The organism is Enterobacter quasihormaechei, from assembly GCF_004331385.1.
GTDB lineage: Bacteria > Pseudomonadota > Gammaproteobacteria > Enterobacterales > Enterobacteriaceae > Enterobacter > Enterobacter quasihormaechei.
Genome location: NZ_SJON01000003.1, coordinates 24,347 through 51,045, shown reverse-complemented (window position 1 = coordinate 51,045; position 26,699 = coordinate 24,347). Strand labels below are relative to the sequence as shown.

The window sequence follows — 26,699 nt, the reverse complement described above, 5'->3', positions numbered from 1 at the left end:
GATGACGCGCGGTTAAACGTGGAAGCTTTCGCCGCAACCACACTCGTCTTTGACGTTCGGGTTCGTGAATTTGAACCCTTCGTTCAGGCCTTCTTTTACGAAGTCCAGCTGAGTGCCGTTGAGAAATTGCAGGCTTTTGCCATCGACCACCACCTTCACGCCCTTGTCTTCAAACACGGTATCATCAGACGCCGGCTCGTCAACAAACTCCAGTACGTAAGCCATACCAGAACAGCCGGAGGTACGTACGCCCAGTCGCAGGCCAAAGCCTTTACCACGGTTCGCCAGAAAAGAGCTTACTCGCGCGGCAGCGCTGTCGCTAAGGGTAATCGACATACTCAAACCTCAATTATTTTGCTTCACGTTTGCTTTTGTAATCCGCAATGGCGGCTTTGATCGCGTCTTCTGCCAGAATAGAACAGTGAATTTTCACCGGTGGCAGTTCGAGTTCTTCAGCAATATCCGTGTTCTTGATTGCCTGTGCTTCGTCCAGAGACTTGCCCTTCACCCACTCGGTGACCAGGGAGCTGGAGGCGATAGCAGAACCGCAGCCGTAGGTCTTGAAGCGCGCGTCTTCAATGATACCTTCATTGTTGACTTTAATCTGCAACTTCATCACGTCGCCACAAGCTGGCGCACCAACCATGCCGCTGCCGACAGAGTCGTCGCTGTTGTCAAAAGAGCCAACGTTGCGCGGGTTCTCGTAATGATCGATAACTTTTTCGCTGTATGCCATGATTGAATTCTCCTTATGTACCGATTAGTGATGTGACCATTCAATGCTGTTCAGATCCACGCCCTGCTTGAACATTTCCCACAGAGGAGAAAGGTCGCGCAGACGGCCAATGGAGTTACGAACAAGCTTGATGGTGTAGTCAATCTCTTCTTCGGTAGTGAAACGACCTAAAGAGAAACGGATTGAGCTGTGTGCCAGCTCGTCAGTCATGCCCAGCGCGCGCAGCACGTAGGATGGCTCCAGGCTTGCAGACGTACAGGCAGAGCCGGAAGAAACGGCCAGGTCTTTCAGCGCCATGATCAGCGATTCACCTTCAACATAGTTGAAGCTGACGTTGAGGATGTTTGGCGCGCCCTGCTCGAGATCGCCGTTCAGATACACTTCTTCCATATCTTTCACGCCGTCCCACAGACGGTTACGCAGCGTACGCAGGCGTGCCATCTCGGTTTCCATCTCTTCTTTCGCGATACGGTACGCTTCGCCCATGCCCACGATCTGGTGAACAGGCAGCGTACCGGAACGCATGCCGCGCTCGTGACCGCCGCCGTGCATCTGTGCTTCGATGCGGATGCGTGGCTTACGACGAACGTACAGCGCGCCGATACCTTTCGGGCCATAGATTTTGTGGCCGGAGAAGGACATCAGGTCCACCTTCAGCTGGCTCAGGTCGATAGGCAGTTTGCCCACGCTCTGGGTCGCATCCACGTGGTAGATGATGCCGCGCGCACGGCACATTTCGCCGATGGTCGCGATGTCCTGCACAACGCCGATTTCGTTGTTAACGTGCATGATGGAAACCAGAATGGTGTCGTCACGCATCGCCGCTTCGAGCTCTTTCAGGTCGATGATCCCGTTGCTCTGCGGCGCCAGGTAAGTCACCTCGAACCCTTCACGCTCCAGCTGACGGCAGGTGTCCAGCACGGCTTTGTGTTCGGTTTTGCTGGTGATGATGTGCTTGCCTTTTTTCTGATAAAAGTTGGCTGCACCTTTGATCGCCAGGTTGTCGGATTCGGTCGCACCGGAGGTGAAAACAATTTCACGCGGGTCGGCGCCAACCAGGTCAGCAATCTGATTACGGGCGATATCTACCGCCTCTTCAGCATGCCAGCCAAAACGGTGTGAACGGGAAGCTGGGTTACCAAAGTTTCCGTCCAGGGTCAGACACTGCATCATTTTCTCGGCAACACGCGGGTCCACCGGCGTGGTTGCGGAGTAATCGAGATAAATCGGTAATTTCATTGCTCTATAAACTCCGTACATCGCTTCAATGCAAGGAATCAGGCAACCGGCTGGATGTACGACCGAGTACGCGGGGTGTGACCACCCCGGCCTGATTCTGAATACTTATCTTTTTAATTACGCGCGCAGTTTAACGTCGATGGCGTCCTGCGAACGGGTGCTGCGTTGTGAATCCTGACTGTGCTGACGACCAGAAACGTCCAGAACTTCCTGGTTATTCACCAGTTCACCCAGGGTGATGTTGTTCAGGAAGCCGGTCAGACGGTCGCTCAGATCGCGCCACAGCGCGTGGGTCAGGCATTTATCGCCGCCCTGGCAGCCGCCTTTACCCTGGCAACGGGTTGCGTCAACGGATTCATCCACCGCGCTAATCACTTCGCCAACCGCAATACTGCCCGCGTCTTTACCCAGCAGATAACCGCCGCCCGGGCCACGAACGCTGGACACCAGTCCATTTTTACGCAGTCTGGAGAACAGCTGTTCCAGGTAAGAGAGGGAGATCCCTTGTCGTTCAGAAATATCAGCCAACGGAACCGGGCCCGCTTCGGAGTTGAGCGCAACGTCCAGCATCGCGGTCACGGCATAACGCCCTTTAGATGTCAGTCTCATGTCTTACTTAACCTCAAACTCGCCCCTGCCCGGGGTTTTTTATTGTAAAATGGGGGTATTGCATAGCAGGGCCAAGTCTGACATTCCTGACTAAATTGGTCAACTATTTACTTGACTGTTTTAGTCAGGTATTTAACCTTCTGTGCCGTATTTTTTGCCCGGCGGCGCTGCGCTTGCACGGGCCTACGGGCTTTGTAGGCCGGGTAAGCGAAGCGCCACCCGGCGAACACACGGCACTACTCTTTATTCTTCTGCTCAATCGACGCCAGGATCCCGCGCAGGATGTTAAGCTCCTGGCTTTCCGGACGGGCGCGGGTAAACATACGGCGCAGCTTGTTCATTACCTGGCCCGGGTGGCCTTCACGGATGAAGCCGGTAGAGAGCAGTGTCTGCTCCAGGTGGCCGTAGAAACGCTCAAGGTCGTCCACCAGCGGGTAGGCCGTCTCTTCTTTAGGTTCGACCTGTTTTTCCTGCGTCGCCAGCCATGCCATGCGCACTTCGTAGGCGATTACCTGCACCGCCATCGCCAGGTTAAGCGAGCTGTATTCCGGGTTGGCGGCAATCGCCACGTGGTAGTGGCACTTCTGTAGTTCCTCGTTGGTCAGGCCAACGCGTTCACGACCAAACACCAGCGCAACCGGCGCCTGCTCCGCTTCTGAGACGCTTTTCAGGCCGCATTCGCGCGGGTCCAGCATCGGCCACGGCAGCGTACGGGAGCGCGCACTGGTGCCCACCACCAGGCTGCAACCGGCCAGGGCTTCATCCAGCGTGTCCACGATCTGCGCATTACCGATCACGTCGCTGGCGCCGGCCGCCAGGGCAATAGCCTGAGAGTCTGGTTTCACCAGCGGATTAACCAGCCACAGGTTCGTTAAGCCCATGGTTTTCATAGCGCGGGCCACAGAGCCCATGTTGCCGGTGTGCGATGTTTCGACCAGCACGATTCGAATGTTTTGCAGCATAATTTTTAGATGTCTGGGTTCAGTGTCTGAAGAATATTCGGGCATATTATCATAAACGAGAGACATAATCCGATCCCGCTGCTATACTCTGCGCCGATTTTCCTGTTCTTTAACATCCAGTGAGAGAGACCGATGCATCCGATGCTGACCATCGCCGTGCGCGCAGCGCGCAAGGCGGGTAATGTAATTGCCAAACACTACGAAACTCCAGACTCCGTAGAAACCAGCCAGAAAGGCAGCAATGATTTCGTGACTAACGTCGATAAAGCCGCAGAAGCGATTATTATCGAAACGATCCGCAAATCTTACCCGCAGCACACCATCATCACCGAAGAAAGCGGTGAACATGAAGGTACCGATCAGGATGTTCAATGGGTTATCGATCCACTGGATGGCACAACCAACTTCGTTAAACGCCTGCCACACTTCTCAGTTTCTATCGCAGTACGCATCAAAGGCCGTACTGAAGTCGCCGTTGTCTACGATCCAATGCGTAACGAACTGTTCACCGCTACCCGCGGCCAGGGCGCGCAGCTGAACGGCTACCGTCTGCGTTGCAGCAATGCACGCGATCTGGACGGCACCATTCTGGCGACCGGCTTCCCGTTCAAGGCGAAGCAGCACGCAACCACCTATATGAATATCCTGGGCAAACTGTTCACCGAATGCGCGGACTTCCGTCGCACCGGCTCTGCTGCACTGGATCTGGCCTACGTGGCGACCGGACGCGTTGACGGTTACTTCGAGCTGTCCCTGAAGCCGTGGGACTTTGCAGCGGGCGAATTGATCGCACGTGAAGCAGGCGCCATCGTGTGCGACTTCACCGGCGGCCATAACTATATGTCTACCGGCAACATCGTTGCAGGTAACCCGCGCGTCGTTAAAGCCATGCTGGCAAACATGCGTGATGAACTGAGTGATGCGCTGAAGCGGTAATTCAGCATGTTAAGCCCGGTGGCGCTACGCTTACCGGGCCTACGAATCCCTCAGGTACGGCTAAAAAGGCCGCAGCCCCCTTCCCACTGGCACCGCGCTCATCCACATCGTGACCGCAGCCACCAGCAGAATCAACCCGCCCGCCAGCGCAAGCGTCGTCCAGCCAACCTGTCGCCACAGCACCGGCGTTTTATTGCCGCTGAGTTTTACCGCGAGCTGACGGAAGCTGTGCACCAGCAACGCTAACGAAGAGATAGTCAGAGATGTTCCCGCCGCCATCGCCAGCGCCGAGAGCATACCCCAGCCAAATACCCCAATCACTTTGCTGAACAACAGCACCATGATTGCTCCCGAGCACGGGCGCATCCCCATAGAGAGCACAATCATCAGCCGCGCGCGCCAGTCGTCACCGCTCTGTAATTGCGCCTGCGTCGGCAGATGCTGATGCCCACATCCGCAGTTTTCATGGTGAACGTGATGAGGCGTAAAGGCTCTGAATTTCGGTTTTTGCAGCAACGCGCGCAACTTTTTCAGCGCCCGCCAGCAGAGGATCAGCCCCAGCACGCCCACCAGCGCGTAACTCCCCTTCTCCAGCCAGAAGCTGCTCATATGCAGCTGACGGGCCGGCAGTTGCAACAGCGAAAGGACTATCACCACGAGCGCAATCGCCACAACGCCCTGAAGTAAAGAGGATGCCAGCGTCAGGCCAATGCTTGATTTCAGCTTCGACGGATGGGTGGCAAGCCAGGTGGTGATGACGATTTTGCCGTGCCCCGGCCCCAGCGCGTGCAGCACGCCATAGATAAAGCTGAACGCCAGAAGAGAACCGCCCGCTTTGGTCGGGTTCTCCGCCACGGCCTTCAGCAGCCCGCTCATCTGCTGGTTGACTTCACGCTGCCAGATAATGCTTTTTATTATCACCTGCGGCCAGGCCTGCCACAGCCAGAGCGCGCCGCAGATGGCTAACAGTAAAAAGAGCGCCAGAGGCCAGAGGTGCAGCCAGCGACGCGGCTTGCTGACGGGAGAGGAGATTACTGACATTGCAACGTCACCTCCTGCGCAAACTGTTTTCCTAATTCCATGTCTTCTGGGGGCGCATCTTCTTTATCAAGGGAAACGGCAAAATTCAGCGTCTCTTCGCTGGGCGTCGGCGTGTGCACGGCAATTTTGCAGTTTTTTTGCAAATTTTCCGGCAGCTGCACGTCGCTGTCCTGGGCGTAATGCATATCGACGTAGTAGGTTGGATCAAACGTAGAGAACGTGTACTTCTGCCCTGCCAGCGGCTGAGGGTGCGCCAGCGGAAGGATAAACGTCAGCACCGCCTGATGACCGTCGCGGGTCATGCCGTACTCCGTGGGACGATTAAGAAACTTCACCTTTTGTCCGTTGTGCCAGAACTCGGTGAAGTAGTGCTGACCCAGCACGTTGGCCATCACTTCTGCCGCCAGCTTTTTCCAGATCTCGTCGCCGGGCTTTGCGTTGCCGGCATCGTACAGCAGATCGGCGGAGGTGATTTCATCCATCGTCCAGCGCATTTTCAGGCCGCTGAGCTGCGTGCCGTCCGTCACCAGCTCGGTTTTCAGGCTGATAAAACTGTGAGGATGGGCGCCGGCGGCGAAAGTGAAAACCGCCAAAAATAACGCTACCGCGCTTTGTTTAACTATTTGCATCTGTTCCTCACGTCAAAAATTCTGTGATGTTCGCCAGCAATCCTGAGTGAAAGGCCTGCCGGCGCGCTTTTCAGCGCCCATCCTTTAGCTATTCTTATCAAACATTCACACTGGATACCCGACAGATGATGATGACGACGCTTGAAATTCCATCTGTGCTTTCCAGTTCGCAGCGCCGCTGCCAGGTGCTTTTGATGCTTTACCTGCCCGATGCTGCCGTCACCGCACAGAGCATAATCGCTGCCAACGGCGTGGACGACGCCCTGGCACGGCAAGATATAGCCGAGACGCGCGATGAAATCCAGCGCTATCATCGGCTTGATATCGTCACGCACCATGATGGCTGCTACCGAATTGAGGGTTCCGCCCTGAACCAGCGCTTGTGCCTGCTACACTGGCTGCGCAGGGCGCTCCGGTTGTGTCCGCATTTTGTCTCGCAACAGTTTACCCCGGCCTTAAAAACCGCGCTTAAACAGCACGGTATCGCCCGCCCTCTTTATGACGATGCGAATCTTCGGGCGCTTATCAGCTTTTGTTCGCGCAAGCTTCAGCGTCAGTTTGAGGCCCGCGACGTGCAGTTTTTACAGCTCTATCTGCAATACTGTCTGATTCAGCATCATCTGGGCAATACGCCACAGTTTTCTCCCGTTCAGCGCAGCTGGACGCAGTCGAGAGGGGAGTACTTTACGGCGCAGGAAATTGTTCGCCACTGGAAACGGCGCGTTCCACAGGGCACGCACGGCGATGAACAGCTGTTTCTGGCGCTGCTATTTATGATGCTCCGCACACCCGATCCGGTGCTGGATAAACATCAGCAGGATCAACGCCTGCGTCGCGCCATCGTGCGTATGATTGCCCGTTTCCGGACGCAAACCGGCATGAACTTCAGCGATGAGCAAGGGCTGACCGATCAGCTTTATGTTCATCTGGCTCAGGCGCTGGACCGCTCCTTATTTGACATTGGCATCGACAACAGCCTGCCGGAAGAGATCCACCGCCTTTACCCCCGGCTGCTGCGCACTACCAAAGAAGCGCTGTCTGAGCTGGAAGCCGAATTTGGCCTGCGATTCTCCGGTGAAGAGAGGGCTCTGGTGGCGGTGATTTTCGGTGCCTGGCTGATGCAGGAAACCGATCTGCATGAAAAACAGGTGGTGCTGTTAACGGGGGAAGATAAAGCCTGTGAGGAACTGATTGAGCAGCAGCTTCGCGAACTGACGCTGCTGCCGCTCAATATTCGATATCTCAGCCTGGAAGCGTTTAAGAAAGAGGGCGCTCCTCGCGAGGCAGCGCTGGTCATTACTCCCTATCCAACCGCCCTGCCGCTGTTCTCGCCGCCGCTCATTCATGCCGTTGAGACCCTGAACTCGCAGCAGCAGGAACATATTCGCGTTATGCTCGAATCATAGTCACGCGCGAGCAGCCACCTTCGGGCGGATGACGATGGCCGGTAAGGCCACCAGCGCCATCACCCAGAACACCCCGTGCCCGAGATGCTGATAGAGGAAACCGGCGAAGACGGTCATCACGGCGATACTGCCCCCCATCGCCACCGCTGAATAGACCGCCTGGAGACGAATAACGTCCCCACCCTCTCGCGCCGCGATGTAGCGCATCGCCGCCAGATGGCACACGGTGAAGGTTCCGCAGTGCAGAATTTGCGCCACAATCAGCCACGGCAGCTCCGTCGTCCAGCCCATGATGCCCCAGCGCGCCACGCCGCAGACGGCGGAAAGCAGCAGCAGATCCCGCGCACCGAAACGGCTGAACAGTTTTTTGCTGAGCGCAAAGATAATCACTTCAGCCACTACGCCAAGCGACCATAAATAGCCGACGGCGGAGGCGGAATATCCCGCGCCCTGCCAGTAGATGGCGCTGAAGCCGTAATAGGCCGCATGCGCGCCCTGAAGCAGGCAGACGCAGGCCAGAAAACGCCAGCTTTGCGCCACAAGGCTTCGCCAGGCGGGCCAGCCCGCGCTTTCCTGATGACGGCTTTCCCCTTGCGGCATTACCGACGGGCGCAGCAGCATCCCCAGAAGCATGGAGGCGATCCCGATACTCAGCAATGCCAGGATCGCGCGGTAATCGTAGAGGCTGACCAGTTTGCCCACCAGCGCAGAGCCGATGACGAAGGCAATCGATCCCCACAGGCGCACGCGGCCATAGTCCATGGTGATCTGCTTTTGCCAGGTGTTCGCCAGCGCATCCGTCAGCGGCACCAGCGGGGAGAAGAACAGGTTAAAGCCAACCATCACCACCATCAGCCAGGCAAACTGGTGGCTGACCCAGAAACAGGCCGCGAAGACCAGCGTCAGCAGGGCCAGAATGCGCACCGCTTTAATCAGTAAGGAGGGATCGCTGACGCGGGGGGCAATCAGCAGGCTACCGAGGAAACGCGCTACCAGCCCTGCGCCCAGCAGGATACCGATGGTTTCAGGCGTCAGACCAATTCCCTTGAGCCAGACGCTCCAGAAAGGCAAAAAAATACCGTAGCTAAAGAAATAGGTGAAATAGCTGAGCGCCAGCCAGCGCGTGGAATGCAAGACCATGAATCCCTCCCGAAATGGAGGCGATAGTCTGGCGTTTATCCTGTACTTTAGCAAGTCGTTAGCGCGCTATAAATTTACGAAAAATTAACATCATGCACAGCCGGTCGGCGTATGGCGAGAGCGGTAAAACTGTATTACGTTTAAAGGACATCGCCTGAAGAGGTCGTTTGCCATGAACAGCTTACGTTATTTTGATTTCGGCTCGTCCCGTTCGCTCCTGCTTTTAATTGCCCGCATTGCCATCGTGGTTCTGTTTATTATTTTCGGTTATCCAAAGCTGACGGGGTTTAGCAGCACCGTTCAGTACATGACGTCTCTCGGTGCGCCCATGCCCATGCTGGCGGCCATTATTGCCGTCGTGATGGAGATTCCCGCCGCGATACTGATTGTGCTTGGCTTTTTCACCCGCCCTCTCGCGGTCATCTTTGTCTTCTATACGCTGGGGACGGCGGTGATTGGTCATCACTACTGGGATATGACCGGGGATGCGGTCCTGCCCAATATGATTAACTTCTACAAAAATGTGAGTATCGCGGGCGCCTTTATTTTGCTGGCGATTACAGGGCCGGGGGCCATCTCCCTCGACCGACGTTAGCCCACAAAAAAGGCCGCATAAGCGGCCTTTTTCAGTTCTGCAACGCAGAGGATTAAGCGTACACCGGGAAGCGTGCGCAGATTTCCAGAACTTTACCCTTAACGCGCTCGATAACCGCGTCGTCATTGATGTTGTCCAGAACGTCACACATCCAGCCCGCCAGCTCTTTCACTTCCGCTTCTTTAAAGCCGCGACGCGTCACGGCCGGAGAACCGATACGGATACCGGAAGTCACGAACGGGCTCTTCGGATCGTTTGGCACGCTGTTTTTGTTCACGGTGATGTTGGCGCGGCCCAGGGCAGCGTCAGCTTCTTTACCGGTCAGGTTCTTATCAACCAGGTCCAGCAGGAACAGGTGGTTTTCCGTCCCGCCAGAAACCACTTTGTAGCCACGGTTCAGGAACACTTCCACCATCGCTTTGGCGTTCTTAGCAACCTGCTGCTGATAAACCTTAAACTCTGGCTCCATCGCTTCTTTCAGCGCCACCGCTTTAGCCGCGATAACGTGCATCAGCGGGCCGCCCTGCGCGCTTGGGAACACGGCAGAGTTCAGCTTTTTGTACAGCTCTTCGTCACCGCCTTTCGCCAGGATCAGGCCACCGCGTGGACCCGCCAGGGTTTTGTGGGTGGTGGTGGTCACAACGTGAGCGTGTGGAACCGGGTTCGGATAAACGCCTGCGGCAATCAGGCCAGCAACGTGCGCCATGTCGACAAACAGGTACGCGCCGATGCTGTCTGCGATTTCACGCATTTTGGCCCAGTCAACGATGCCGGAGTAAGCAGAGAAACCACCGATGATCATTTTCGGCTTGTGCTCTTTAGCCTGCTTCGCCATGTCTTCGTAGTCAATTTTACCGGACTCATCAATACCGTAAGGAATGATGTTGTACAGTTTACCGGAGAAGTTAACCGGGGAGCCGTGAGTCAGGTGGCCGCCCTGTGCCAGGTTCATACCCAGAACGGTATCGCCCGGCTGCAACAGCGCGGTGTAAACAGCGAAGTTAGCCTGAGAGCCAGAGTGCGGCTGGACGTTTGCGTAGTCAGCGCCAAAGAGTGCTTTCGCACGGTCAATTGCCAGCTGCTCAACGATATCAACGTACTCGCAGCCGCCGTAGTAGCGCTTGCCCGGGTAACCTTCAGCGTATTTGTTGGTCAGCTGAGAGCCCTGCGCCTGCATAACGCGCGGGCTGGTGTAGTTTTCGGAGGCGATCAGTTCGATGTGCTCTTCCTGACGTACTTTTTCCTGCTCCATAGCCTGCCACAGTTCGGCATCATAATCGGCAATGTTCATTTCACGCTTTAACATCCGCATCTCCTGACTCAGCTAACAAGTAAATTTTTGGCCTGAAAAGGCAGTCCTGTTGGACGACGGGCAACAGTATAACTGAATAGTTCTGCGATAACAGGTCTTGACAAACGATTTTACGCAAACGTTTACCTTCACGCCACGCAAGGGTTTGAGCGATAAAGCTCTCGCCATTTTCAACGGATTTCTTTTCAGCTTTGTGATGCATATTTTTCACGATGCAAAGAACCATTTACATTGCATGGGTATTTTTATAAGATGCATTTAAAATACATTATTAAAGTAACATCAGAAGGAAGCTGCTATGCTCGACGCTCAAACCATCGCTACCGTGAAGGCCACCATTCCCCTGCTGGTTGAAACGGGTCCTAAGCTGACCGCCCATTTCTACGATCGCATGTTCGCGCATAACCCGGAGCTCAAAGAAATTTTTAACATGAGCAACCAGCGTAACGGCGATCAGCGTGAAGCGCTGTTTAACGCTATCGCCGCGTATGCCAGCAACATCGAAAACCTGCCGGCTCTTCTGCCTGCGGTGGAAAAAATTGCCCAGAAGCACACCAGCTTCCAGATCAAACCTGAACAGTACAACATCGTCGGCAGCCATCTGCTGGCCACGCTGGACGAAATGTTCAGCCCGGGCCAGGAGGTGCTGGACGCGTGGGGTAAAGCCTACGGCGTACTGGCAAACGTGTTTATCAACCGTGAAGCGCAGATCTACAGCGAAAACGCCAGCAAGAACGGCGGCTGGGAAGGCACTCGCGCCTTCCGTATCGTTGAGAAAACCCCGCGCAGCGCGCTTATCACCAGTTTTGAATTTGAGCCGGTTGACGGCCAGCCGGTGGCGGATTATCAGCCTGGGCAGTATCTGGGCGTCTGGCTGAAGCCGGAAGGCTTCCCGCATCAGGAGATCCGCCAGTACTCCCTGACCCGCAAGCCAAACGGCAAAGGCTATCGCATTGCGGTTAAACGTGAGGAAGGCGGTCAGGTATCGACCTGGCTGCATAACGTCGCTAACGTGGGCGATATCGTTCATCTGGCCGCGCCGGCGGGTGACTTCTTTATGGCGGTGGAACCCGGCACGCCGGTGACGCTGATCTCCGCGGGCGTGGGTCAAACGCCAATGCTGGCGATGCTGGATACGCTGGCAAAATCCAGCCACAGCGCGCAGGTCAACTGGTTCCACGCGGCCGAAAACGGTGATGTCCACGCCTTTGCGGATGAAGTGAAAACGCTGGCGGCCAGTCTGCCGCACTTTACCGCGCATACCTGGTACCGTTTACCAACGGAAGCCGACCGCGCAGCGGCACGTTTTGACAGCGAAGGGCTGATGAATTTAGGGCAGCATGAAGGGGCGTTCAACGCACCGGGAATGCAGTTCTACGTTTGCGGACCGGTGGCGTTTATGCAGTATGCCGCGAAGCAGCTGGTAGACCTGGGTGTGGACAAGGACAACATTCATTACGAATGCTTCGGCCCGCATAAGGTGCTGTAATCGCCCGGCGGCGCTTCGCTTGTACGGGCCTACGAAGGATTTTGTAGGCCGGGTAAGCGCAGCGCCACCCGGCAAGCGTGTTAAATTGCCGCGTCGTCTTCTTCGCCGGTACGGATACGGATCACGCGCGCCACGTCAAAGACGAAGATTTTCCCGTCGCCAATTTTGCCGGTCTGTGCCGTGCGGATAATGGTATCCACACAGGTATCGACGATGTCATCGCTCACCACGATCTCGATTTTCACCTTCGGCAGAAAGTCCACCATGTACTCAGCGCCACGGTACAGCTCGGTGTGGCCCTTCTGACGACCAAAACCTTTCACTTCAGTTACGGTCATCCCGGTGATGCCCACTTCAGCCAGCGCTTCACGTACATCATCCAGTTTGAAAGGTTTAATAATCGCATCAATTTTTTTCATGGTCGGTCCTTAAACTCTTGCCTGTAAGCTGCCTCGTAATCGGTTGCTCACAGTATCATATTCAGGCGGATTTTGCGGTACTACTCTTTAAAATCGTTCGCTTCCAGCTCGTGGCGTGAGAGGAGTTTATAGAACTCGGTACGGTTACGCCCGGCCATGCGCGCCGCGTGGGTAACGTTGCCTTTGGTGATTTGCAGCAGCTTGCGCAGATAGTTCAGCTCGAACTGATTTCGCGCTTCCGCAAACGTCGGTAAGGCCGTGTTTTCCCCTTCCAGCGCCTGCTCCACCAGCGCATCGCTGATCACGGGCGATGAGGTCAGCGCCACGCACTGCTCAATCACGTTCACCAGCTGACGCACGTTGCCCGGCCAGCTTGCCGTCATCAGGCGCTTCATCGCATCGGTGGAGAACGCGCGCACAAACGGTTTGTGGCGGTCTGCGGCCTGTCGCAAAAGATGGTTTGCCAGCAGCGGAATATCTTCCGCGCGCTCGGCCAGCGCCGGAATTTTCAGGTTGACGACATTCAGTCGGTAGTAGAGATCTTCGCGGAACTCGTTGCGCGCCATCGCCTTGGGTAAATCACGGTGGGTGGCGGAAATAATACGCACGTTGATGTCAATATCGCGGTTGCTGCCGAGCGGACGCACTTTTCGCTCCTGCAACACGCGCAGCAGTTTGACCTGCAACGGCGCGGGCATATCGCCAATTTCATCGAGAAACAGCGTGCCGCCCTCAGCCGCCTGGAATAGCCCTTCACGGCTGCTCACCGCGCCGGTAAAGGCGCCGCGGGCGTGACCAAAGAGCTCAGACTCAAGCAGCTGTTCCGGCAACGCGCCACAGTTAATGGCAATGAAAGCATTTTTACTGCGCGGGCTGGCGTTGTGGATCGCCTGGGCGAGGATCTCTTTCCCGGTCCCGCTCTGGCCGTTGATCAACACGCTAACGTCTGATTGCGCCACCATCCGCGCCTGTTCCAGCAGGCGCAGCATAACCGGGCTTCGCGTTACGATGGATTCACGCCAGGCGTCGTCGCCAGAGGGCGCCGCGTGCTCAAGGGCGCTGTCGATCGCTTTGTAGAGGGCGTCTTTATCCACCGGTTTGGTGAGGAAGCTGAACACGCCCTGCTGCGTCGCGGCCACCGCATCCGGAATGGATCCGTGTGCGGTGAGGATAATGACCGGCATCCCGGGCTGCTGCTTCTGGATCTCCGCGAACAGTTGCAGGCCGTCCATTTCATCCATGCGTAAATCGCTGATCACCAGATCGATTTTCTCGCGGCTGAGCACTTTCAGCCCCTCCTGCCCGCTTTCAGCGGTGACCACGCTGTAGCCTTCGCTGACCAGACGCATCCCCAACAGCTTTAATAAACCGGGATCGTCATCCACCAGTAACAGATGGGCAGGTTTACGGCTTGTCATGGCTTCACATCCTCTTGTTTCGGCGTCTCACCGTCTGGCGTCGTGGCAGAGTTGCCTTTCGACCCGTCGGGCAGATAGCTGCCTGCCGGCTTACGCGTCGAGAGCTGTCTTTCGATATCGGTCAGATTCTCAAGCTTGCGCGTGGTGGTATCAAGCTGCTCGCGCAGCGACTCCTGCTGCTGGCGCAGCGCATCAAGCTCGCTGTCGCTCGACTGCTGCAATTTGCTGTAGCGGAAACGCTCTTCAGACAGCTGTAATTGCAGGGTTTGTCCGTCCCGCCAGAGCTGATAGACCGGGCGCACCTGCGAGGGAATATTGATTACGTAAGTATCGAGCCGCGTCACGTTGGCGCGGCGTTCGACGGGGGTGATTCTGGCATCGGCCATTACGATCCCACGTTTAAACGCGTCCTGCCAGGTGTCGTCCACCAGCATCGCCGCCTGCGCACGGGCCTCGGCGGGGGCCAGACGCTGGGCGCAGTCTATTCCCCGCAGCCAGAACAGCGGGTTGGATTCGACATCGTGTCCCGACAGGCTCCAGATATCATCGCAACGTGTTGAAAGGAAGTCGGCCAGCTGTTTTTGCGGCCATTTATCTTCCTGTTTGTGACTAATTGCACTTTTTGGTGCATGGGTGACACAGCCTGCCAGCAGCAGGCAGGGCAGGCTCAGGCGCATATTTTTGCTGGAAAACACCGCGCGCAGTGCGCGATAAAAGACGTGTGACATACTCACCAGGTTGTTATTCATTTCATTGATTTTTCCGGCTCAAGAGGCAGTTCGATACGAAAACAGACATCGGCGCGTTCATCACTCACGATGTTAAGCTCACCCTGCATGCGTCGTATGCAGTCGCGGGCAATACTCAGCCCCAGACCACTTCCTTTTACCGCACCTTTTCGCTGATGACTCCCCTGGAAGAAGGGTTCAAAGATCATCGTTTTTTCATCATCCGGAATCGGGCTTCCCGTATTCGCTACGTCAATAAATACCCGCGAACCGTTGTTATTGCTTCTGATATAAATGGTACCGGATTCAGTACCATAGTGCACCGCATTGGAATAAAGATTATCCAGCACGCTCATTAACAGCATCGGTTCTGCAAGACAGGCTGGCGCGTTGAGATCCACCTGGGTATGCATCATTTTAGCTCTTGCTGGCAGGCTATGGGCGGAGATAACCATATCCACCAGCGGTTCTATTTCAACCCTCTCGAGCACCACAGCACCATCCGCCAGCTTGCGGTTATAGTCCAGCAATTGTTCGATAAGTTTCTGTAAATTGCGGCTGCTGGCATCCAGAATCGCCACGATCTCTTTTTGCTCAGGCGTTAACGGCCCCGCCACTTCGTCGGCCAGCAGCTCCGTGCCTTCACGCATGCTGGCCAGCGGTGTTTTGAGTTCGTGTGAGATATGGCGCAGAAACTGGTGACGCTGGGATTCCAGCCACGCCAGACGCTCTGAGAGCCAGATAATGCGCTGGCCGACCGAGCGCAGCTCGCGCGGGCCTTTAAAAACGACGGTATCCCCGAGGGATTTTCCCTCTCCCAGGCGGTTAATCATCCGCTGGATCCCCTTCACGGGGCCGATGATCATGCGGGTAAAGAGCAGCACCAGCCCCAGGCTGACCAGAAACAGCACCAGCGCCTGCCAGCCAAAGAACTGGCCGCGCTCGGCAATCTCCTGCTGGAGCTGCTGTCCGCGGGAAAAGATTACCGTACGGGTGGACTGAACCATCTCCGTGTTGGCATTCGCGAAGGCTTCAAGCCGTGCGGCGGCGGCGGCATCAGGACCGCTGTTTTTGCACTGGAGCTGCGCCAGATCGTTCAGATCCTGACGCAGCGCCTGATAGAGTTTGTCATCCGGCAGCACCCCGGCATGGGCGTCCAGCATTTCGCTGTAGCGTTTACGCTGATTCTGATACACCCTTTCCAGCGTGCGGTCGTCCAGCACGCAGTACTGGCGATAGCTACGCTCCATCTCCAGCGCGGCGTTGGTCATCGCCTCGCTACGGCGCGCATCAATAAGCGTGGTGCGGTTAGTCAGCGCCGCCTGGGCGCTTAACGCGTTCAGGCTTTGCCAGGCCTGCCAGGCCAGCACCAGCAAAGGTAGCAGGATCAGCAGGAAGGCCATCATAACGAGCTGTCGCAGGGAGCGAGGGAAAGCGGGCCAGCGTTTCAACACATTACTCTCTTCATCCGGGTTTGAGGAGAGCGTAACTGAGTCTGCCCTTCAGATACAACAAAGCCGGGTAAAAACCCGGCTTTGTCATGGAAAAAGGCGGTGCCTAACTCGACGTTTCGCCCTGGCCTGATAAAGCATTGCAATAATCAGTAGTTGGACGGCAGGCACCTTTTTGTGCGTCATTCGAAGTTTATGTAGCACGTCCCGAAGGGGCTGACATAAGAAGGTGAATGAGCCACTGACTACTGTAATGCAACTCGCGTGCCAGAATGCAAAAAAATCGATTATCTTTATGATTACAAAAGATTTTATTACATAAGTGTATTGAAAGCGACGTGAATAGTTTTCAGCCTAAGTGTCGCTATTAAGCAACACCTTAACGGGAACCTGTCATGCCATATATAAATCAATAAGTTAAATGTCTCTTTTTGGAGACACTCAAACCAAAGGATTGTCGCGATTTTGCGACAGGTATAAAAAAGCCCGGTGGCGCTCACGCTCACCGGGCCTACAGGTAGTACGCTAAACCTTAACCCAACTGTTTACGCGCGTTGCGGAAAATGCGCATCCACGGGCTGTCCTCGCCCCAGTTTTCCGGGTGCCAGGAGTTGCTCACGGTACGGAAGACTCGCTCCGGGTGCGGCATCATGATCGTTACGCGACCGCTTTCGCTGGTGACCGCAGTAATACCATTTGCCGAACCGTTCGGGTTAGCCGGATAGGTTTCGGTGACCTTGCCGAAGTTATCAACGAAGCGCAGCGCCACCAGCCCTTTGCTTTCAAGCTGAGCCAGATGCGCCGCATCGCGCACTTCAACCTGACCTTCACCGTGCGACACCGCGATTGGCATCTGAGACCCCATCATCCCCTGCAACAGCAGAGACGGGCTCTGAGTCACCTCTACCAGGCTAAAGCGCGCTTCGAAGCGGTCAGACTGGTTGCGCACAAAGCGCGGCCAGGCTTCACTGCCCGGGATCAGCTCGCGCAGGTTAGACATCATCTGGCAGCCATTACAGACGCCCAGCGCCAGCGTCTGCGGGCGATGGAAGAAGGTCTCGAACTCGTCACGCACGCGGCTGTTGAACAGGATGGACTTCGCCCAGCCTTCGCCCGCGCCCAGCACGTCGCCGTAGGAGAAACCGCCACAGGCCACCAGCGCCTGGAAATCATCCAGCCCGGTACGTCCCGCCAGCAGGTCGCTCATGTGAACATCAATGGCGTCGAAGCCCGCCCGGTGGAAGGCAGCCGCCATCTCAACGTGGGAGTTAACGCCCTGCTCGCGCAGCACGGCCACTTTCGGACGCGCGCCGGTCGCAATGTACGGTGCGGCAATGTCTTCGTTGATGTCGAAGGAGAGCTTCACGTTCAGGCCTGGATCCTGGTCATTGGCCTTCGCGTTATGTTCCTGATCGGCGCATTCCGGGTTGTCGCGCAGGCGCTGCATCTGCCAGGTGGTTTCCGCCCACCACATACGCAGCGTGGTACGGCTTTCGCTGAACACCGCGTGGCCGTCGGCTTCAATCACGAAGCGGTCACCCTGCACTGCTTTCCCCAGGTAGTGCACGCAGTCTGCCAGACCGTGCTTCGCAAGGAGAGCTTCCACCGCCTCGCGGTCTGCGGCGCGGACCTGAATCACCGCGCCCAGCTCTTCGTTAAACAGCGCTGCCAGGCGGTCTTCGCCAAGAGCGCCAATGTTCGCTTCCACGCCGCAGTGGCCGGTGAAGGTCATCTCTGCCAGGGTGACCAGCAGGCCACCGTCGGAGCGGTCGTGGTAGGCCAGCAGCTTGCGCTGTGCCACCAGCGCCTGGATCGCGTCGTAGAAGCCTTTAAGCTGGACGACGTCACGCACGTCGGTTGGCTTATCGCCGAGCTGACGGTAAACCTGCGCCAGCGCGGTTGCGCCCAGTGCGTTATGGCCTTTGCCGAGGTCAATCAGCAGCAGGGCGTTATCTTCGGTCGCCAGCTGCGGCGTAACGGTATGGCGTACGTCTTCTACGCGGGCAAACGCGGTGATCACCAGCGACAGCGGAGAGGTCATCTCGCGCTGCTCGTTACCCTCCTGCCAGCGGGTTTTCATCGACATGGAGTCTTTACCCACCGGAATGGTCAGGCCGAGTGCAGGACACAGCTCTTCGCCCACCGCTTTCACCGCTTCATACAGGCCTGCATCTTCACCCGGGTGACCGGCAGCGGCCATCCAGTTCGCGGAAAGCTTGATGCGTTTAATATCACCAATCTGCGTGGCGGCAATGTTGGTCAGCGCTTCACCAACGGCCAGTCGCGCAGAGGCGGCGAAGTCCAGCAGCGCCACCGGCGTACGTTCGCCCAGCGCCATCGCTTCGCCGTAGTAGCTGTCGAGGCTCGCGGTGGTCACGGCGCAGTTAGCGACCGGGATCTGCCACGGGCCGACCATCTGATCGCGCGACACCATACCGGTTACGGTACGGTCGCCGATGGTGACCAGGAACGTTTTCTCTGCCACGGCCGGGAGGTGCAGTACGCGATTCACCGCGTCCGCAACGGTAATGCCCTGGCGGTCCAGCGCTTTGCCCGCCGCTTTGCGGGTGGTGACGTCGCGGGTCATCTTCGGCGTTTTGCCGAGCAGCACGTCCAGCGGCAGATCGATCGGCTGGTTGTCAAAGTGGGTATCGCTCAAGGAGAGGTGCTGCTCTTCGGTCGCTTCACCGATGACGGCATACGGCGCGCGCTCGCGACGGCACAGCTCGTCAAACAGCGGCAGCTGATCGGCGGCCACCGCCAGCACGTAGCGCTCCTGGGATTCGTTACACCAGATTTCCAGCGGGCTCATGCCCGGCTCATCGCTCAGGATGTCGCGCAGGTTGAAACGGCCACCGCGACCACCGTCGCTCACCAGCTCCGGCATGGCGTTGGACAGACCGCCCGCGCCCACGTCGTGGATGAACAGGATCGGGTTAGCATCGCCCAGCTGCCAGCAGCGGTCGATCACTTCCTGACAGCGACGCTCCATCTCCGGGTTGTCGCGCTGCACGGAGGCGAAATCGAGATCCGCATCAGACTGGCCGGAAGCCATAGACGAGGCTGCACCACCGCCCAGACCGATGTTCATGGCCGGACCGCCGAGCACGATCAGCTTCGCGCCGACGACGATCTCACCTTTCTGCACGTGATCGGCGCGAATGTTGCCGATCCCGCCCGCCAGCATGATCGGTTTGTGGTAACCGCGCAGCTCTTCACCGTTGTGGCTGTCCACTTTCTCTTCATAGGTACGGAAGTAGCCGTTCAGCGCCGGACGACCAAATTCGTTGTTGAACGCCGCGCCGCCCAGCGGGCCTTCGGTCATGATATCCAGCGCGGTCACGATGCGCTCTGGCTTGCCGAAATCTTCTTCCCACGGCTGTTCAAAGCCCGGGATACGCAGGTTGGAAACGGAGAAACCGACCAGACCCGCTTTTGGTTTAGCGCCGCGCCCCGTCGCACCTTCGTCACGGATTTCACCGCCGGAACCCGTCGCCGCACCCGGCCACGGCGAGATTGCCGTCGGGTGGTTGTGGGTTTCCACTTTCATCAGGATATGCGCAGGCTCCTGATGGAAGTCATAACGCCCTGCCTCGCGGTCGGCGAAGAAGCGGCCCACCTCGGAACCTTCCATTACCGCGGCGTTGTCCTTATAGGCAGACAGCACATGGTCAGGGGTTTGCTCCATGGTGTTTTTGATCATTTTGAACAGCGACTTCGGCTGCAGTTCGCCGTCGATAATCCAGTCGGCGTTGAAAATCTTGTGGCGGCAGTGCTCAGAGTTGGCCTGCGCGAACATATACAGTTCGATGTCGTTCGGGTTGCGGTTCAGCTTAACAAATGCATCCTGAAGGTAGTCAATTTCATCTTCTGCGAGTGCCAGACCCAGACGCAGGTTTGCGTCGATCAGCGCCTGACGCCCCTGCCCCAGCAGGTCTACGCTCTGTACCGGCGCAGGCTGATGGTGGGAAAACAGCTTCTGCGCCTCATCCAGAGAGGCAAACACGCTCTCCATCATGCGGTCGTGCAGCTCTGCCGCAACGGCCTGCCACTGCGCGTCGCTCAGGGTCGACGCTTCCACATAGTACGCTACGCCGCGCTCCAGACGGTTAATCTGGCTCAGGCCGCAGTTGTGGGCGATATCCGTTGCTTTGGAAGACCAGGGGGAGATGGTGCCCGGACGTGGCGTGGCAAGGATCAGTTTGCCGGTCGGCGTATGGCTGCTCAGGCTTGGGCCATATTTAAGCAGGCGTTCCAGCTGTACGCGCTCCTCTGCATTCAGAGGGGCATTCAGGTCAGCAAAATGGACATACTCAGCGTAAATATTGCTTACCGGAAGGTCGGCCGCCTGAAAACGTGCCAGCAGTTTGTTAATACGGAAGGCAGACAGTGCAGGCGAACCACGCAGAATTTCCATCATAAGTCTCTCGTCTTCGAAGCGCCGGGGCGCTTACAGTGTGCGCAAGGGGGGAAAACGGGCGTCATTATAGAGAATCCTGAGCGCCGACGAAACCGTTTGCGTCGAAATAAAATCATCCATTATGTTTAACAATAGATGTGACCTGTCTCTCTAATTGGTTGCCAACTGGCGCTACTTTGCGCAAAATGCCGCTCAATCAATGGCAAACCCTATTCATAACATGACTACAGCACACTGAGGCATCCGGCGTCGCAGAGAATTAACTAATTGAAAAAATTAAAGATTAATTATCTGCTCATCGGCATTGTTACGTTGCTGCTGGCAGTGGCCCTCTGGCCTTCTATCCCCTGGTTCGGCAAAGCCGAGAACCGTATCGCCGCCATTCAGGAGCGGGGGGAGCTGCGCGTCAGTACCCTCTCTTCCCCGCTTATTTATGACGATATCAACGGTAAAACCATTGGGCTTGATTACGAACTCGCACGGCTGTTTGCAGACTATCTGGGCGTAAAGCTGAAGGTCACCGTGCGACAAAACATTAACCAGCTGTTTGACGACCTGGATCATAACCGCGCCGATATCCTTGCCGCCGGACTGGTATACAACACCGAGCGGAGCAAAAACTATCAGCCGGGCCCAACCTATTATTCCGTGTCGCAGCAGGTGGTTTACCGTGTGGGTAGCCTGCGCCCGCGCTCGCTGGCCGACATCACCGAACAGCAGTTAACCATCGCCCCCGGCCACGTGGTGATTGACGATCTGCGGGAATTAAAAGAGAAAAAATACCCGAACCTCAGCTGGAAGGTTGACCCGAAACTGGGCACCAACGCATTGCTGGAGCAGGTAAAGGATAAAAAGCTGGCCTATACCATTGCTGATTCGGTAGCGATCAGCCTCTTCCAGCGCGTTCATCCTGAAATCGCCGTGGCGCTGGATGTGACCGACGAACAGCCGGTAACCTGGTTTACCCCGCTAGACGACGATCAGACCGTTTCTGCGGCCATGCTCGATTTCTTTAATTCCATCAATGAAGACGGCACCCTGGCGCGTCTGGAAGAGAAATATCTCGGTCACGGTGACGATTTTGATTACGTGGACACCCGCACCTTCCTGCGCGCGGTGGACAGCGTGCTGCCGGAGCTGCAACCGCTGTTTGAGAAATACGCACAGGAAATTGACTGGAAGCTGCTGGCGGCGATTTCCTACCAGGAATCACACTGGGATGCTCAGGCCACCTCCCCGACGGGCGTGCGCGGGTTGATGATGCTGACCAAAAATACCGCCCAGAGCCTCGGCATCAGCGACCGGACCGATGCGGAACAGAGCATCAGCGGCGGCGCGCAATATTTGCAGGATATGATGGCAAAAGTGCCGGAGACGGTCCCGGAAGGCGAGCGGATCTGGTTTGCGCTGGCCGCCTATAACATGGGCTATGCGCATATGCTCGACGCGCGCGCGCTGACGGCGAAAACAAAAGGTAATCCGGACAGCTGGTCTGATGTAAAACAGCGCCTGCCGCTGCTTAGCCAGAAACAGTGGTATAAAAAGCTGACGTACGGCTATGCGCGCGGGCATGAAGCGTATGCCTACGTGGAGAATATTCGTAAGTATCAGATAAGCCTGGTGGGGTATTTGCTGGAGAAAGAAAAAGAGGCAACCGAGGCACAACAGCTGGCTGAAAGCTATCCGGTGGTCGCACCGGACGAGCTTAATCACCCTGCGGCTTCAATTCTGCCTTTTGTTGCTTTTTCTGCTGCCGACGCATTCGAAAAAAGTCACTTAACAGACCCGAACATTCTGGTGCAAGTACCCCACCGATAGTTTTCACCTGGTGGTTCATACCCGGATGCCCAAGCACGTCCATCAGCGAGCCGGCAGCGCCCGTCTTTTCATCCCGCGCGCCAAATACCAGCGTGCCGATTCGGCTGTGCACCATTGCCCCGGAGCACATCACGCACGGTTCAAGGGTGACGTAGAGTGTGGTATCAAGCAGACGATAGTTTTGCAGTACCAGTCCGCCCTGACGAAGCGCCATGATTTCAGCATGCGCGGTAGGATCGTGGCGGCCAATAGGACGGTTCCACCCTTCTCCAATCACCTGATTGTTATGGACCAGCACCGCGCCCACGGGCACTTCGCCCTCTTCCCAGGCGCGCTGAGCCAGCGCCAGCGCGTGGCGCATCCAGTATTCATGATTGTGTTCAGGGTTGGACAAGGGCTGATACTCCAGTCGAAAAGCGGGCGGCATTATACACAGCCGTTATAGATAAGACTATTCGAGTTGCTGAAGTTCACCCAGAGGCGTGACGCGCCAGCGGTGCTGGCAAAAATAGAGCAGCGGGTTATCCTGCTTGCTGTCGCTGTAGCCGCTGTACAAACGCAGCGGTGTGCCGATGCGTTTTTCCAGCTGGACCACTTTTTCATGCCCCAGGCAGCGCATCGTCAGGACCCAGCCGCCGTAGCCGCGTGAGATTTGCGTAGCGATAAGATTCACGCGCGGCAGCCAGGGGGTATCAAAATAGACCTGCTCCACCAGCGTCTGCGGGGAGCCGGTAATCAGCCAGATATCGGCGTCGTTGGCGTCGAGGTAGCTGGTGAGGCGCGCCTGTACCACGGGAAACGCGGCCACGTGCCCGCGAAACCAGTGGGCAAAATCCTGCTCAAGCTGCTTAAGACGCGCTTCGCTATGACCAAACGTACATCCCCAGAGCAGCAGGCTCATCGGCCAGCGCGCTGCACGGCCTTTCACCAGCAGCGCGATGCCAATAACGGGTAAAAGAGGCAATACCAGCAGCGCGTTAAGGGGCTGGCGCCGCAGCAGGTAGCGCATAAACGTGCCGAACATATCCTGCTGGTGCAGCGTTCCATCCAGATCGAAAAAAACAACGCGACGCTCGTGATTGGCCAAACCTTACTCCTCTGGGTCGTTGAATCCTAACAGCCAGGTAAACAGGAACCCGGCGATCACCGCTACCAGATAGCCTAACAGATAGAGCATGACTTTTCCGGTCACGATGGTTAATGCCAGCGGTAAACCGGAGATCCCAAAGGTGATAACGGTCGCCACTTTCCAGTAGCTGATCAGCGCCCCGCCCACCGCACCGCCGAGGCAGGCGGCCAGGAACGGTTTACCCAGCGGCAGCGTAACGCCGAAAATCAGCGGCTCGCCGATACCGAGTAACCCGACCGGCAGCGCCCCTTTAATGACCTTTTTCAGACGTGCGTTGCGGGTTTTCATCAGTATCGCGATGGCCGCACCGACCTGCCCAACGCCCGCCATCGACAGGATCGGCAGCAGCGCGTTATAGCCGTGCGCCTGCACCAGTTCGACGTGGATCGGCACCATCCCCTGATGCAGACCGGTCAGGACTAACGGCAGGAAGGTTCCGGACAGTACGGCGCCTACCAGCAACCCGCCGCGATCGATAGCCAGAGACGCGCCGTGGGCGATGGCTTCCGAGATCCAGCCGCCCAGCGGTTGCAGAGCCACAATCGCCACGCTTCCGGTAATCAGCGTGGTCAGCAATGGATTGAGAATCAGCTCAATCGAGCCGGGCAGTACCGCGCGCAGCCTTTTCTCGATCCAGCACATCAGGATCACCACCAGCAGCACGGCAATCACCCCACCTCGGCCAGGCTGAAGCGCCTCGCCAAACAGCGTAATTTGCGCCAGCTGCGGGCTGGAGAGGATCCCGGCCATCACGCCGCCCATCGCCAGCGAGCCGCCGAACACTTTGGCGGTATTCACCCCCACCAGAATGTTCATGATGGCAAACACCGCGCTGCCGAAAATGGCGAGAATGCCCAGCAGGTTCGGATACTGCGTGGCAAAATCCCCGACAATATCCGGACGCTTAAGGATATTGATAATCCCGGTGATCAGCCCCGACGCAATAAACGCCGGGATCAGCGGAATAAAGACGTTGGCCAGCTGGCGCAGCGCGTCGCTCATAGGGGCTTTATACCTGGCTTTCGCCTGCGCTTTGGTGCGCTCCGCGTCGTCAACGGCATGAGCCGTTTCCCCGCCCGTCATCAGAGCGCGCATGGCGTCAACCACCTGCGCCGCTTTGCCCGGGCCGACAATCAGCTGATGCTGTTGCCCCTGCTTAACGTACCCGCTCACGCCGGGAAGCTGCTTCAGGCGCGTGACATCGAGCTTGTCGTCGTTATGCACCTCGACGCGCACGCGCGTCATGCAGTTTTCCAGACGCTGAATATTGTTTTCCCCACCGATCCCGAGCAGGATGTCGCTGGCGAGCGCTGCTGTTTTGTCCATACACGCCTCTTATTCGTGTTCTAATGCCGCCCGTAAAAACCCGTGATGGGCATCGAGTCTGGCTCTGGCCGCGGCTGCATCCAGCCCGGTTAATATCATCAGAATGGCCGGTTTGACGTCGTGATCGGTCTGCTGAAGCACCTTTTCCGCCTCTTCACGCGCGGCGCCCGTCGCTTCCATCACCATGCGGCACGCTCTGTCCACCAGCTTGACGTTGGTCGCCTGCATGTCCACCATCAGGTTTTGGTAGACCTTGCCGAATTTCACCATCGCGCCGGTGGAGATCATATTGAGCACCAGCTTCTGCGCGGTACCCGACTTCAGACGCGTCGAGCCGGTTAACGCCTCGGGCCCAACGACAGGCGAGATGGCAATGTCCGCTACCTGCGCTATCGGCGAGCCGGGGTTGCAGGAGATGGCGACCGTGGTGCACCCGATCTTCCGGGCATATTCCAGCCCGCCAATGACGTACGGCGTACGCCCGGAAGCCGCCAGCCCGACCACCAGATCCTGCGCGGTCAGGTTCAGCATCCTGAGGTCATCTTCCCCAAGCTGTTTATTATCTTCTGCTCCTTCCACCGCTTTCAGCAGCGCGCCAGGGCCGCCGGCAATCAGGCCCACGACCAGGCCGTGCGGAACGCCAAAGGTCGGCGGACACTCGGAAGCATCCAGCACACCGAGGCGCCCGCTGGTTCCCGCCCCCATATAAATAATGCGTCCTCCGGCTTTCAGCGCGTCGGCAGCGGCGTCCACGGCTTTTGCTACCTCAGGCAATGTCTCTTTGACTGCCAGCGCGACGAGGGTATCCTGTTGATTAAAGCGGTTTACCAGCTCAAGCGTGGAGAGCGCGTCAAGATCCATGGTTTGCGGGTTACGCGTTTCAGAAACAAGAGAGCCTAGATTCATGTTATGTACCTCTGGAATTTTTAATTCATAATAAACGCACTATAATGGAATATAAAATTCATTCAGGCGAGCAAAATCCGTATTTGCGCAGGCAATCACATTTTCGCCAGGAGATCGTATGAACTGTTTAATTCGCATTCGTCAGCGCTACGCAGGCTTTGCCCAGAGTGACAAAAAGCTCGCGGATTTTTTACTCTCTCAACCCGATCGCGCGCGGCACCTGAGTTCGCAGCAGCTGGCAGGCGAAGCCGGGGTGAGCCAGTCAAGCGTGGTGAAGTTTGCCCAGAAGATTGGGTTTAAGGGCTTTCCGGCGCTGAAGCTGGCCATCAGCGAAGCGCTGGTGAGCAACCCTAACCCGCAGTCTATGCCGGTGCATAACCAGATCCGCGGCGACGATCCGATGCGTCTGGTCGGTGAAAAGCTGATTAAGGAGAACGTGGCGGCAATGCATGCCACGCTGGACGTGAACACCGAAGAGAAGCTGCTGGAAAGCGTCGCCATGCTTCGCGACGCGCGGCGCATTGTATTGACCGGGATTGGGGCATCCGGGCTGGTGGCGCGTAACTTTGGCTGGAAGCTGACCAAAATCGGCTATAACGCCATCGTTGAGCAGGATATGCACGCGCTGCTGGCAACCGTTCAGGCGATGGATCCTGACGATGTGCTGCTGGCCATCTCCTATTCCGGCGAGCGCCGGGAGATAAATATGGCCACCGACGAGGCCCTGCGCGTGGGGGGGAAAATTTTGGCCATTACCGGCTTTAGCCCCAATGCGCTCCAGCAGCGGGCAACGCGCTGTCTCTATACCATTGCCGAGGAACAGGCCACTCGCAGCGCGGCTATTTCCTCAACAAGTGCGCAAATGATGCTGACGGATCTGCTGTTTATGGCGCTGGTTCAGCAGGATCTGGAGCGTGCGCCAGAGCGAATTCGCCACAGCGAAGAGCTGGTAAAAAAACTGGTCTGAGCACAAAATGCGCGTATAATGCC

25 protein-coding genes are annotated in these 26,699 nt (G+C 57.0%); 6 read left to right on the top strand and 19 right to left on the bottom strand.

Features of this window, described 5'->3' with window-relative positions; translation table 11 throughout:
- Positions 1–12: 12 nt before the first annotated feature.
- From iscA to trmJ, 5 genes are all read right to left on the bottom strand, one after another.
- The gene (gene iscA / locus E0L16_RS05405; RefSeq protein ID WP_003860659.1) at positions 13–336 is read right to left on the bottom strand and encodes an iron-sulfur cluster assembly protein IscA; all 324 of its coding nucleotides are present in this window, start codon (positions 334–336) and stop codon (positions 13–15) included.
- 13 nt (positions 337–349) lie between these two features.
- The gene (iscU, locus tag E0L16_RS05400; RefSeq protein ID WP_015703172.1) at positions 350–736 is read right to left on the bottom strand and encodes a Fe-S cluster assembly scaffold IscU; all 387 of its coding nucleotides are present in this window, start codon (positions 734–736) and stop codon (positions 350–352) included.
- A 24-nt stretch (positions 737–760) separates the two neighbouring features.
- On the bottom strand, positions 761–1,975 hold the full coding sequence (gene iscS, locus E0L16_RS05395) for a cysteine desulfurase (RefSeq protein ID WP_003860663.1): 1,215 nt from the start codon (positions 1,973–1,975) through the stop codon (positions 761–763).
- A 117-nt stretch (positions 1,976–2,092) separates the two neighbouring features.
- A complete protein-coding gene (iscR, locus tag E0L16_RS05390) occupies positions 2,093–2,584 on the bottom strand; it encodes a Fe-S cluster assembly transcriptional regulator IscR (RefSeq protein ID WP_022649018.1) in 492 nt (163 codons plus the stop codon).
- A gap of 236 nt (positions 2,585–2,820) precedes the next feature.
- Entirely contained in the window at positions 2,821–3,546 is a 726-nt protein-coding gene (trmJ, locus tag E0L16_RS05385) for a tRNA (cytosine(32)/uridine(32)-2'-O)-methyltransferase TrmJ (RefSeq protein ID WP_063450562.1), read from the bottom strand.
- A 132-nt stretch (positions 3,547–3,678) separates the two neighbouring features.
- Here trmJ and suhB point away from each other — a divergent pair, with 132 nt between their 5' ends.
- On the top strand, positions 3,679–4,482 hold the full coding sequence (gene suhB / locus E0L16_RS05380; RefSeq protein WP_003860668.1) for an inositol-1-monophosphatase: 804 nt from the start codon (positions 3,679–3,681) through the stop codon (positions 4,480–4,482).
- Positions 4,483–4,542: 60 nt separating this feature from the next.
- Here suhB and E0L16_RS05375 read toward each other — a convergent pair whose 3' ends face one another.
- On the bottom strand, positions 4,543–5,523 hold the full coding sequence (locus tag E0L16_RS05375; protein WP_131636475.1) for a nickel/cobalt transporter: 981 nt from the start codon (positions 5,521–5,523) through the stop codon (positions 4,543–4,545).
- On the bottom strand, positions 5,514–6,152 hold the full coding sequence (locus E0L16_RS05370) for a DUF1007 family protein (protein WP_107533530.1): 639 nt from the start codon (positions 6,150–6,152) through the stop codon (positions 5,514–5,516). The genes E0L16_RS05375 and E0L16_RS05370 overlap by 10 nt, the downstream gene beginning before the upstream one ends.
- 128 nt (positions 6,153–6,280) lie before the next feature.
- Here E0L16_RS05370 and csiE point away from each other — a divergent pair, with 128 nt between their 5' ends.
- Positions 6,281–7,558 carry a stationary phase inducible protein CsiE gene (csiE, locus tag E0L16_RS05365; protein WP_107535612.1) on the top strand — a complete coding sequence of 426 codons (1,278 nt, stop codon included), beginning with the start codon at positions 6,281–6,283 and terminating at the stop codon, positions 7,556–7,558.
- Here the strand turns inward: csiE and E0L16_RS05360 are convergent, their stop codons facing one another.
- Positions 7,559–8,698, bottom strand: a complete 1,140-nt coding sequence (locus E0L16_RS05360; RefSeq protein ID WP_131636474.1) for a 3-phenylpropionate MFS transporter — start codon at positions 8,696–8,698, stop codon at positions 7,559–7,561. It abuts the gene before it with no gap.
- A 172-nt stretch (positions 8,699–8,870) separates the two neighbouring features.
- Between E0L16_RS05360 and E0L16_RS05355 the strand changes: the two genes are divergently transcribed.
- Entirely contained in the window at positions 8,871–9,293 is a 423-nt protein-coding gene (locus tag E0L16_RS05355) for a DoxX family protein (protein ID WP_131636473.1), read from the top strand.
- A gap of 52 nt (positions 9,294–9,345) precedes the next feature.
- Here the strand turns inward: E0L16_RS05355 and glyA are convergent, their stop codons facing one another.
- Positions 9,346–10,599, bottom strand: coding sequence for a serine hydroxymethyltransferase (glyA, locus tag E0L16_RS05350; protein ID WP_063450529.1), 1,254 nt, complete (start codon positions 10,597–10,599; stop codon positions 9,346–9,348).
- Positions 10,586–10,816, bottom strand: a complete 231-nt coding sequence (locus E0L16_RS21995) for a hypothetical protein (RefSeq protein WP_139158016.1) — start codon at positions 10,814–10,816, stop codon at positions 10,586–10,588. The genes glyA and E0L16_RS21995 overlap by 14 nt, the downstream gene beginning before the upstream one ends.
- Before the next feature lie 87 nt (positions 10,817–10,903).
- Here E0L16_RS21995 and hmpA point away from each other — a divergent pair, with 87 nt between their 5' ends.
- The gene (gene hmpA / locus E0L16_RS05345; RefSeq protein WP_063450530.1) at positions 10,904–12,094 is read left to right on the top strand and encodes an NO-inducible flavohemoprotein; all 1,191 of its coding nucleotides are present in this window, start codon (positions 10,904–10,906) and stop codon (positions 12,092–12,094) included.
- An 80-nt stretch (positions 12,095–12,174) separates the two neighbouring features.
- Here the strand turns inward: hmpA and glnB are convergent, their stop codons facing one another.
- From glnB to purL, 5 genes are all read right to left on the bottom strand, one after another.
- Positions 12,175–12,513 carry a nitrogen regulatory protein P-II gene (gene glnB, locus E0L16_RS05340; protein ID WP_003860685.1) on the bottom strand — a complete coding sequence of 113 codons (339 nt, stop codon included), beginning with the start codon at positions 12,511–12,513 and terminating at the stop codon, positions 12,175–12,177.
- 80 nt (positions 12,514–12,593) lie between these two features.
- Positions 12,594–13,931 carry a two-component system response regulator GlrR gene (gene glrR, locus E0L16_RS05335; protein ID WP_063450531.1) on the bottom strand — a complete coding sequence of 446 codons (1,338 nt, stop codon included), beginning with the start codon at positions 13,929–13,931 and terminating at the stop codon, positions 12,594–12,596.
- Positions 13,928–14,680, bottom strand: coding sequence for a two-component system QseEF-associated lipoprotein QseG (gene qseG / locus E0L16_RS05330; RefSeq protein WP_063867977.1), 753 nt, complete (start codon positions 14,678–14,680; stop codon positions 13,928–13,930). Before qseG ends, glrR begins: the two co-directional genes overlap by 4 nt.
- Positions 14,677–16,110: a two component system sensor histidine kinase QseE/GlrK gene (gene qseE / locus E0L16_RS05325; protein ID WP_165498398.1), complete on the bottom strand. Its 1,434-nt coding sequence runs from the start codon at positions 16,108–16,110 to the stop codon at positions 14,677–14,679. Before qseE ends, qseG begins: the two co-directional genes overlap by 4 nt.
- Before the next feature lie 532 nt (positions 16,111–16,642).
- Positions 16,643–20,530, bottom strand: coding sequence for a phosphoribosylformylglycinamidine synthase (purL, locus tag E0L16_RS05320; RefSeq protein WP_131636472.1), 3,888 nt, complete (start codon positions 20,528–20,530; stop codon positions 16,643–16,645).
- Between the two features lie 267 nt (positions 20,531–20,797).
- On the opposite strand from purL, the gene mltF reads away from it, so the two are divergent.
- The gene (mltF, locus tag E0L16_RS05315; protein WP_131636471.1) at positions 20,798–22,348 is read left to right on the top strand and encodes a membrane-bound lytic murein transglycosylase MltF; all 1,551 of its coding nucleotides are present in this window, start codon (positions 20,798–20,800) and stop codon (positions 22,346–22,348) included.
- Here mltF and tadA read toward each other — a convergent pair.
- The 4 genes from tadA to murQ are packed head-to-tail and all read right to left on the bottom strand — an operon-like array spanning position 22,236 to position 25,709.
- Complete coding sequence (tadA, locus tag E0L16_RS05310; protein WP_022651606.1) at positions 22,236–22,775, bottom strand: tRNA adenosine(34) deaminase TadA; 540 nt, start codon at positions 22,773–22,775, stop codon at positions 22,236–22,238. The genes mltF and tadA overlap by 113 nt on opposite strands.
- A 24-nt stretch (positions 22,776–22,799) precedes the next feature.
- Positions 22,800–23,435 (bottom strand): phosphatidylglycerophosphatase C, encoded by a 636-nt coding sequence (gene yfhb, locus E0L16_RS05305; RefSeq protein WP_063450537.1) that lies wholly within the window; start codon positions 23,433–23,435, stop codon positions 22,800–22,802.
- 3 nt (positions 23,436–23,438) lie between these two features.
- A complete protein-coding gene (locus E0L16_RS05300) occupies positions 23,439–24,803 on the bottom strand; it encodes a PTS transporter subunit EIIC (protein WP_131636470.1) in 1,365 nt (454 codons plus the stop codon).
- 9 nt (positions 24,804–24,812) lie between these two features.
- On the bottom strand, positions 24,813–25,709 hold the full coding sequence (murQ, locus tag E0L16_RS05295) for an N-acetylmuramic acid 6-phosphate etherase (RefSeq protein WP_131636469.1): 897 nt from the start codon (positions 25,707–25,709) through the stop codon (positions 24,813–24,815).
- Positions 25,710–25,827: 118 nt separating this feature from the next.
- Here murQ and E0L16_RS05290 point away from each other — a divergent pair, with 118 nt between their 5' ends.
- Positions 25,828–26,676: a MurR/RpiR family transcriptional regulator gene (locus tag E0L16_RS05290; RefSeq protein WP_063450540.1), complete on the top strand. Its 849-nt coding sequence runs from the start codon at positions 25,828–25,830 to the stop codon at positions 26,674–26,676.
- The last annotated feature ends 23 nt before the right edge of the window (positions 26,677–26,699 follow it).

Excerpts from the sequence above, each read along its gene's own strand:
- iscA (WP_003860659.1), bottom strand. The coding sequence starts at position 336 with ATGTCGATTACCCTTAGCGACAGCGCTGCCGCGCGAGTAAGCTCTTTT.
- iscU (WP_015703172.1), bottom strand. The coding sequence starts at position 736 with ATGGCATACAGCGAAAAAGTTATCGATCATTACGAGAACCCGCGCAAC.
- iscS (WP_003860663.1), bottom strand. The coding sequence starts at position 1,975 with ATGAAATTACCGATTTATCTCGATTACTCCGCAACCACGCCGGTGGAC.
- iscR (WP_022649018.1), bottom strand. The coding sequence starts at position 2,584 with ATGAGACTGACATCTAAAGGGCGTTATGCCGTGACCGCGATGCTGGAC.
- trmJ (WP_063450562.1), bottom strand. The coding sequence starts at position 3,546 with ATGCTGCAAAACATTCGAATCGTGCTGGTCGAAACATCGCACACCGGC.
- suhB (WP_003860668.1), top strand. The coding sequence starts at position 3,679 with ATGCATCCGATGCTGACCATCGCCGTGCGCGCAGCGCGCAAGGCGGGT.
- E0L16_RS05375 (WP_131636475.1), bottom strand. The coding sequence starts at position 5,523 with ATGTCAGTAATCTCCTCTCCCGTCAGCAAGCCGCGTCGCTGGCTGCAC.
- E0L16_RS05370 (WP_107533530.1), bottom strand. The coding sequence starts at position 6,152 with ATGCAAATAGTTAAACAAAGCGCGGTAGCGTTATTTTTGGCGGTTTTC.
- csiE (WP_107535612.1), top strand. The coding sequence starts at position 6,281 with ATGATGACGACGCTTGAAATTCCATCTGTGCTTTCCAGTTCGCAGCGC.
- E0L16_RS05360 (WP_131636474.1), bottom strand. The coding sequence starts at position 8,698 with ATGGTCTTGCATTCCACGCGCTGGCTGGCGCTCAGCTATTTCACCTAT.
- E0L16_RS05355 (WP_131636473.1), top strand. The coding sequence starts at position 8,871 with ATGAACAGCTTACGTTATTTTGATTTCGGCTCGTCCCGTTCGCTCCTG.
- glyA (WP_063450529.1), bottom strand. The coding sequence starts at position 10,599 with ATGTTAAAGCGTGAAATGAACATTGCCGATTATGATGCCGAACTGTGG.
- hmpA (WP_063450530.1), top strand. The coding sequence starts at position 10,904 with ATGCTCGACGCTCAAACCATCGCTACCGTGAAGGCCACCATTCCCCTG.
- glnB (WP_003860685.1), bottom strand. The coding sequence starts at position 12,513 with ATGAAAAAAATTGATGCGATTATTAAACCTTTCAAACTGGATGATGTA.
- glrR (WP_063450531.1), bottom strand. The coding sequence starts at position 13,931 with ATGACAAGCCGTAAACCTGCCCATCTGTTACTGGTGGATGACGATCCC.
- qseG (WP_063867977.1), bottom strand. The coding sequence starts at position 14,680 with ATGAATAACAACCTGGTGAGTATGTCACACGTCTTTTATCGCGCACTG.
- purL (WP_131636472.1), bottom strand. The coding sequence starts at position 20,530 with ATGATGGAAATTCTGCGTGGTTCGCCTGCACTGTCTGCCTTCCGTATT.
- tadA (WP_022651606.1), bottom strand. The coding sequence starts at position 22,775 with ATGCCGCCCGCTTTTCGACTGGAGTATCAGCCCTTGTCCAACCCTGAA.
- E0L16_RS05300 (WP_131636470.1), bottom strand. The coding sequence starts at position 24,803 with ATGGACAAAACAGCAGCGCTCGCCAGCGACATCCTGCTCGGGATCGGT.
- murQ (WP_131636469.1), bottom strand. The coding sequence starts at position 25,709 with ATGAATCTAGGCTCTCTTGTTTCTGAAACGCGTAACCCGCAAACCATG.
- E0L16_RS05290 (WP_063450540.1), top strand. The coding sequence starts at position 25,828 with ATGAACTGTTTAATTCGCATTCGTCAGCGCTACGCAGGCTTTGCCCAG.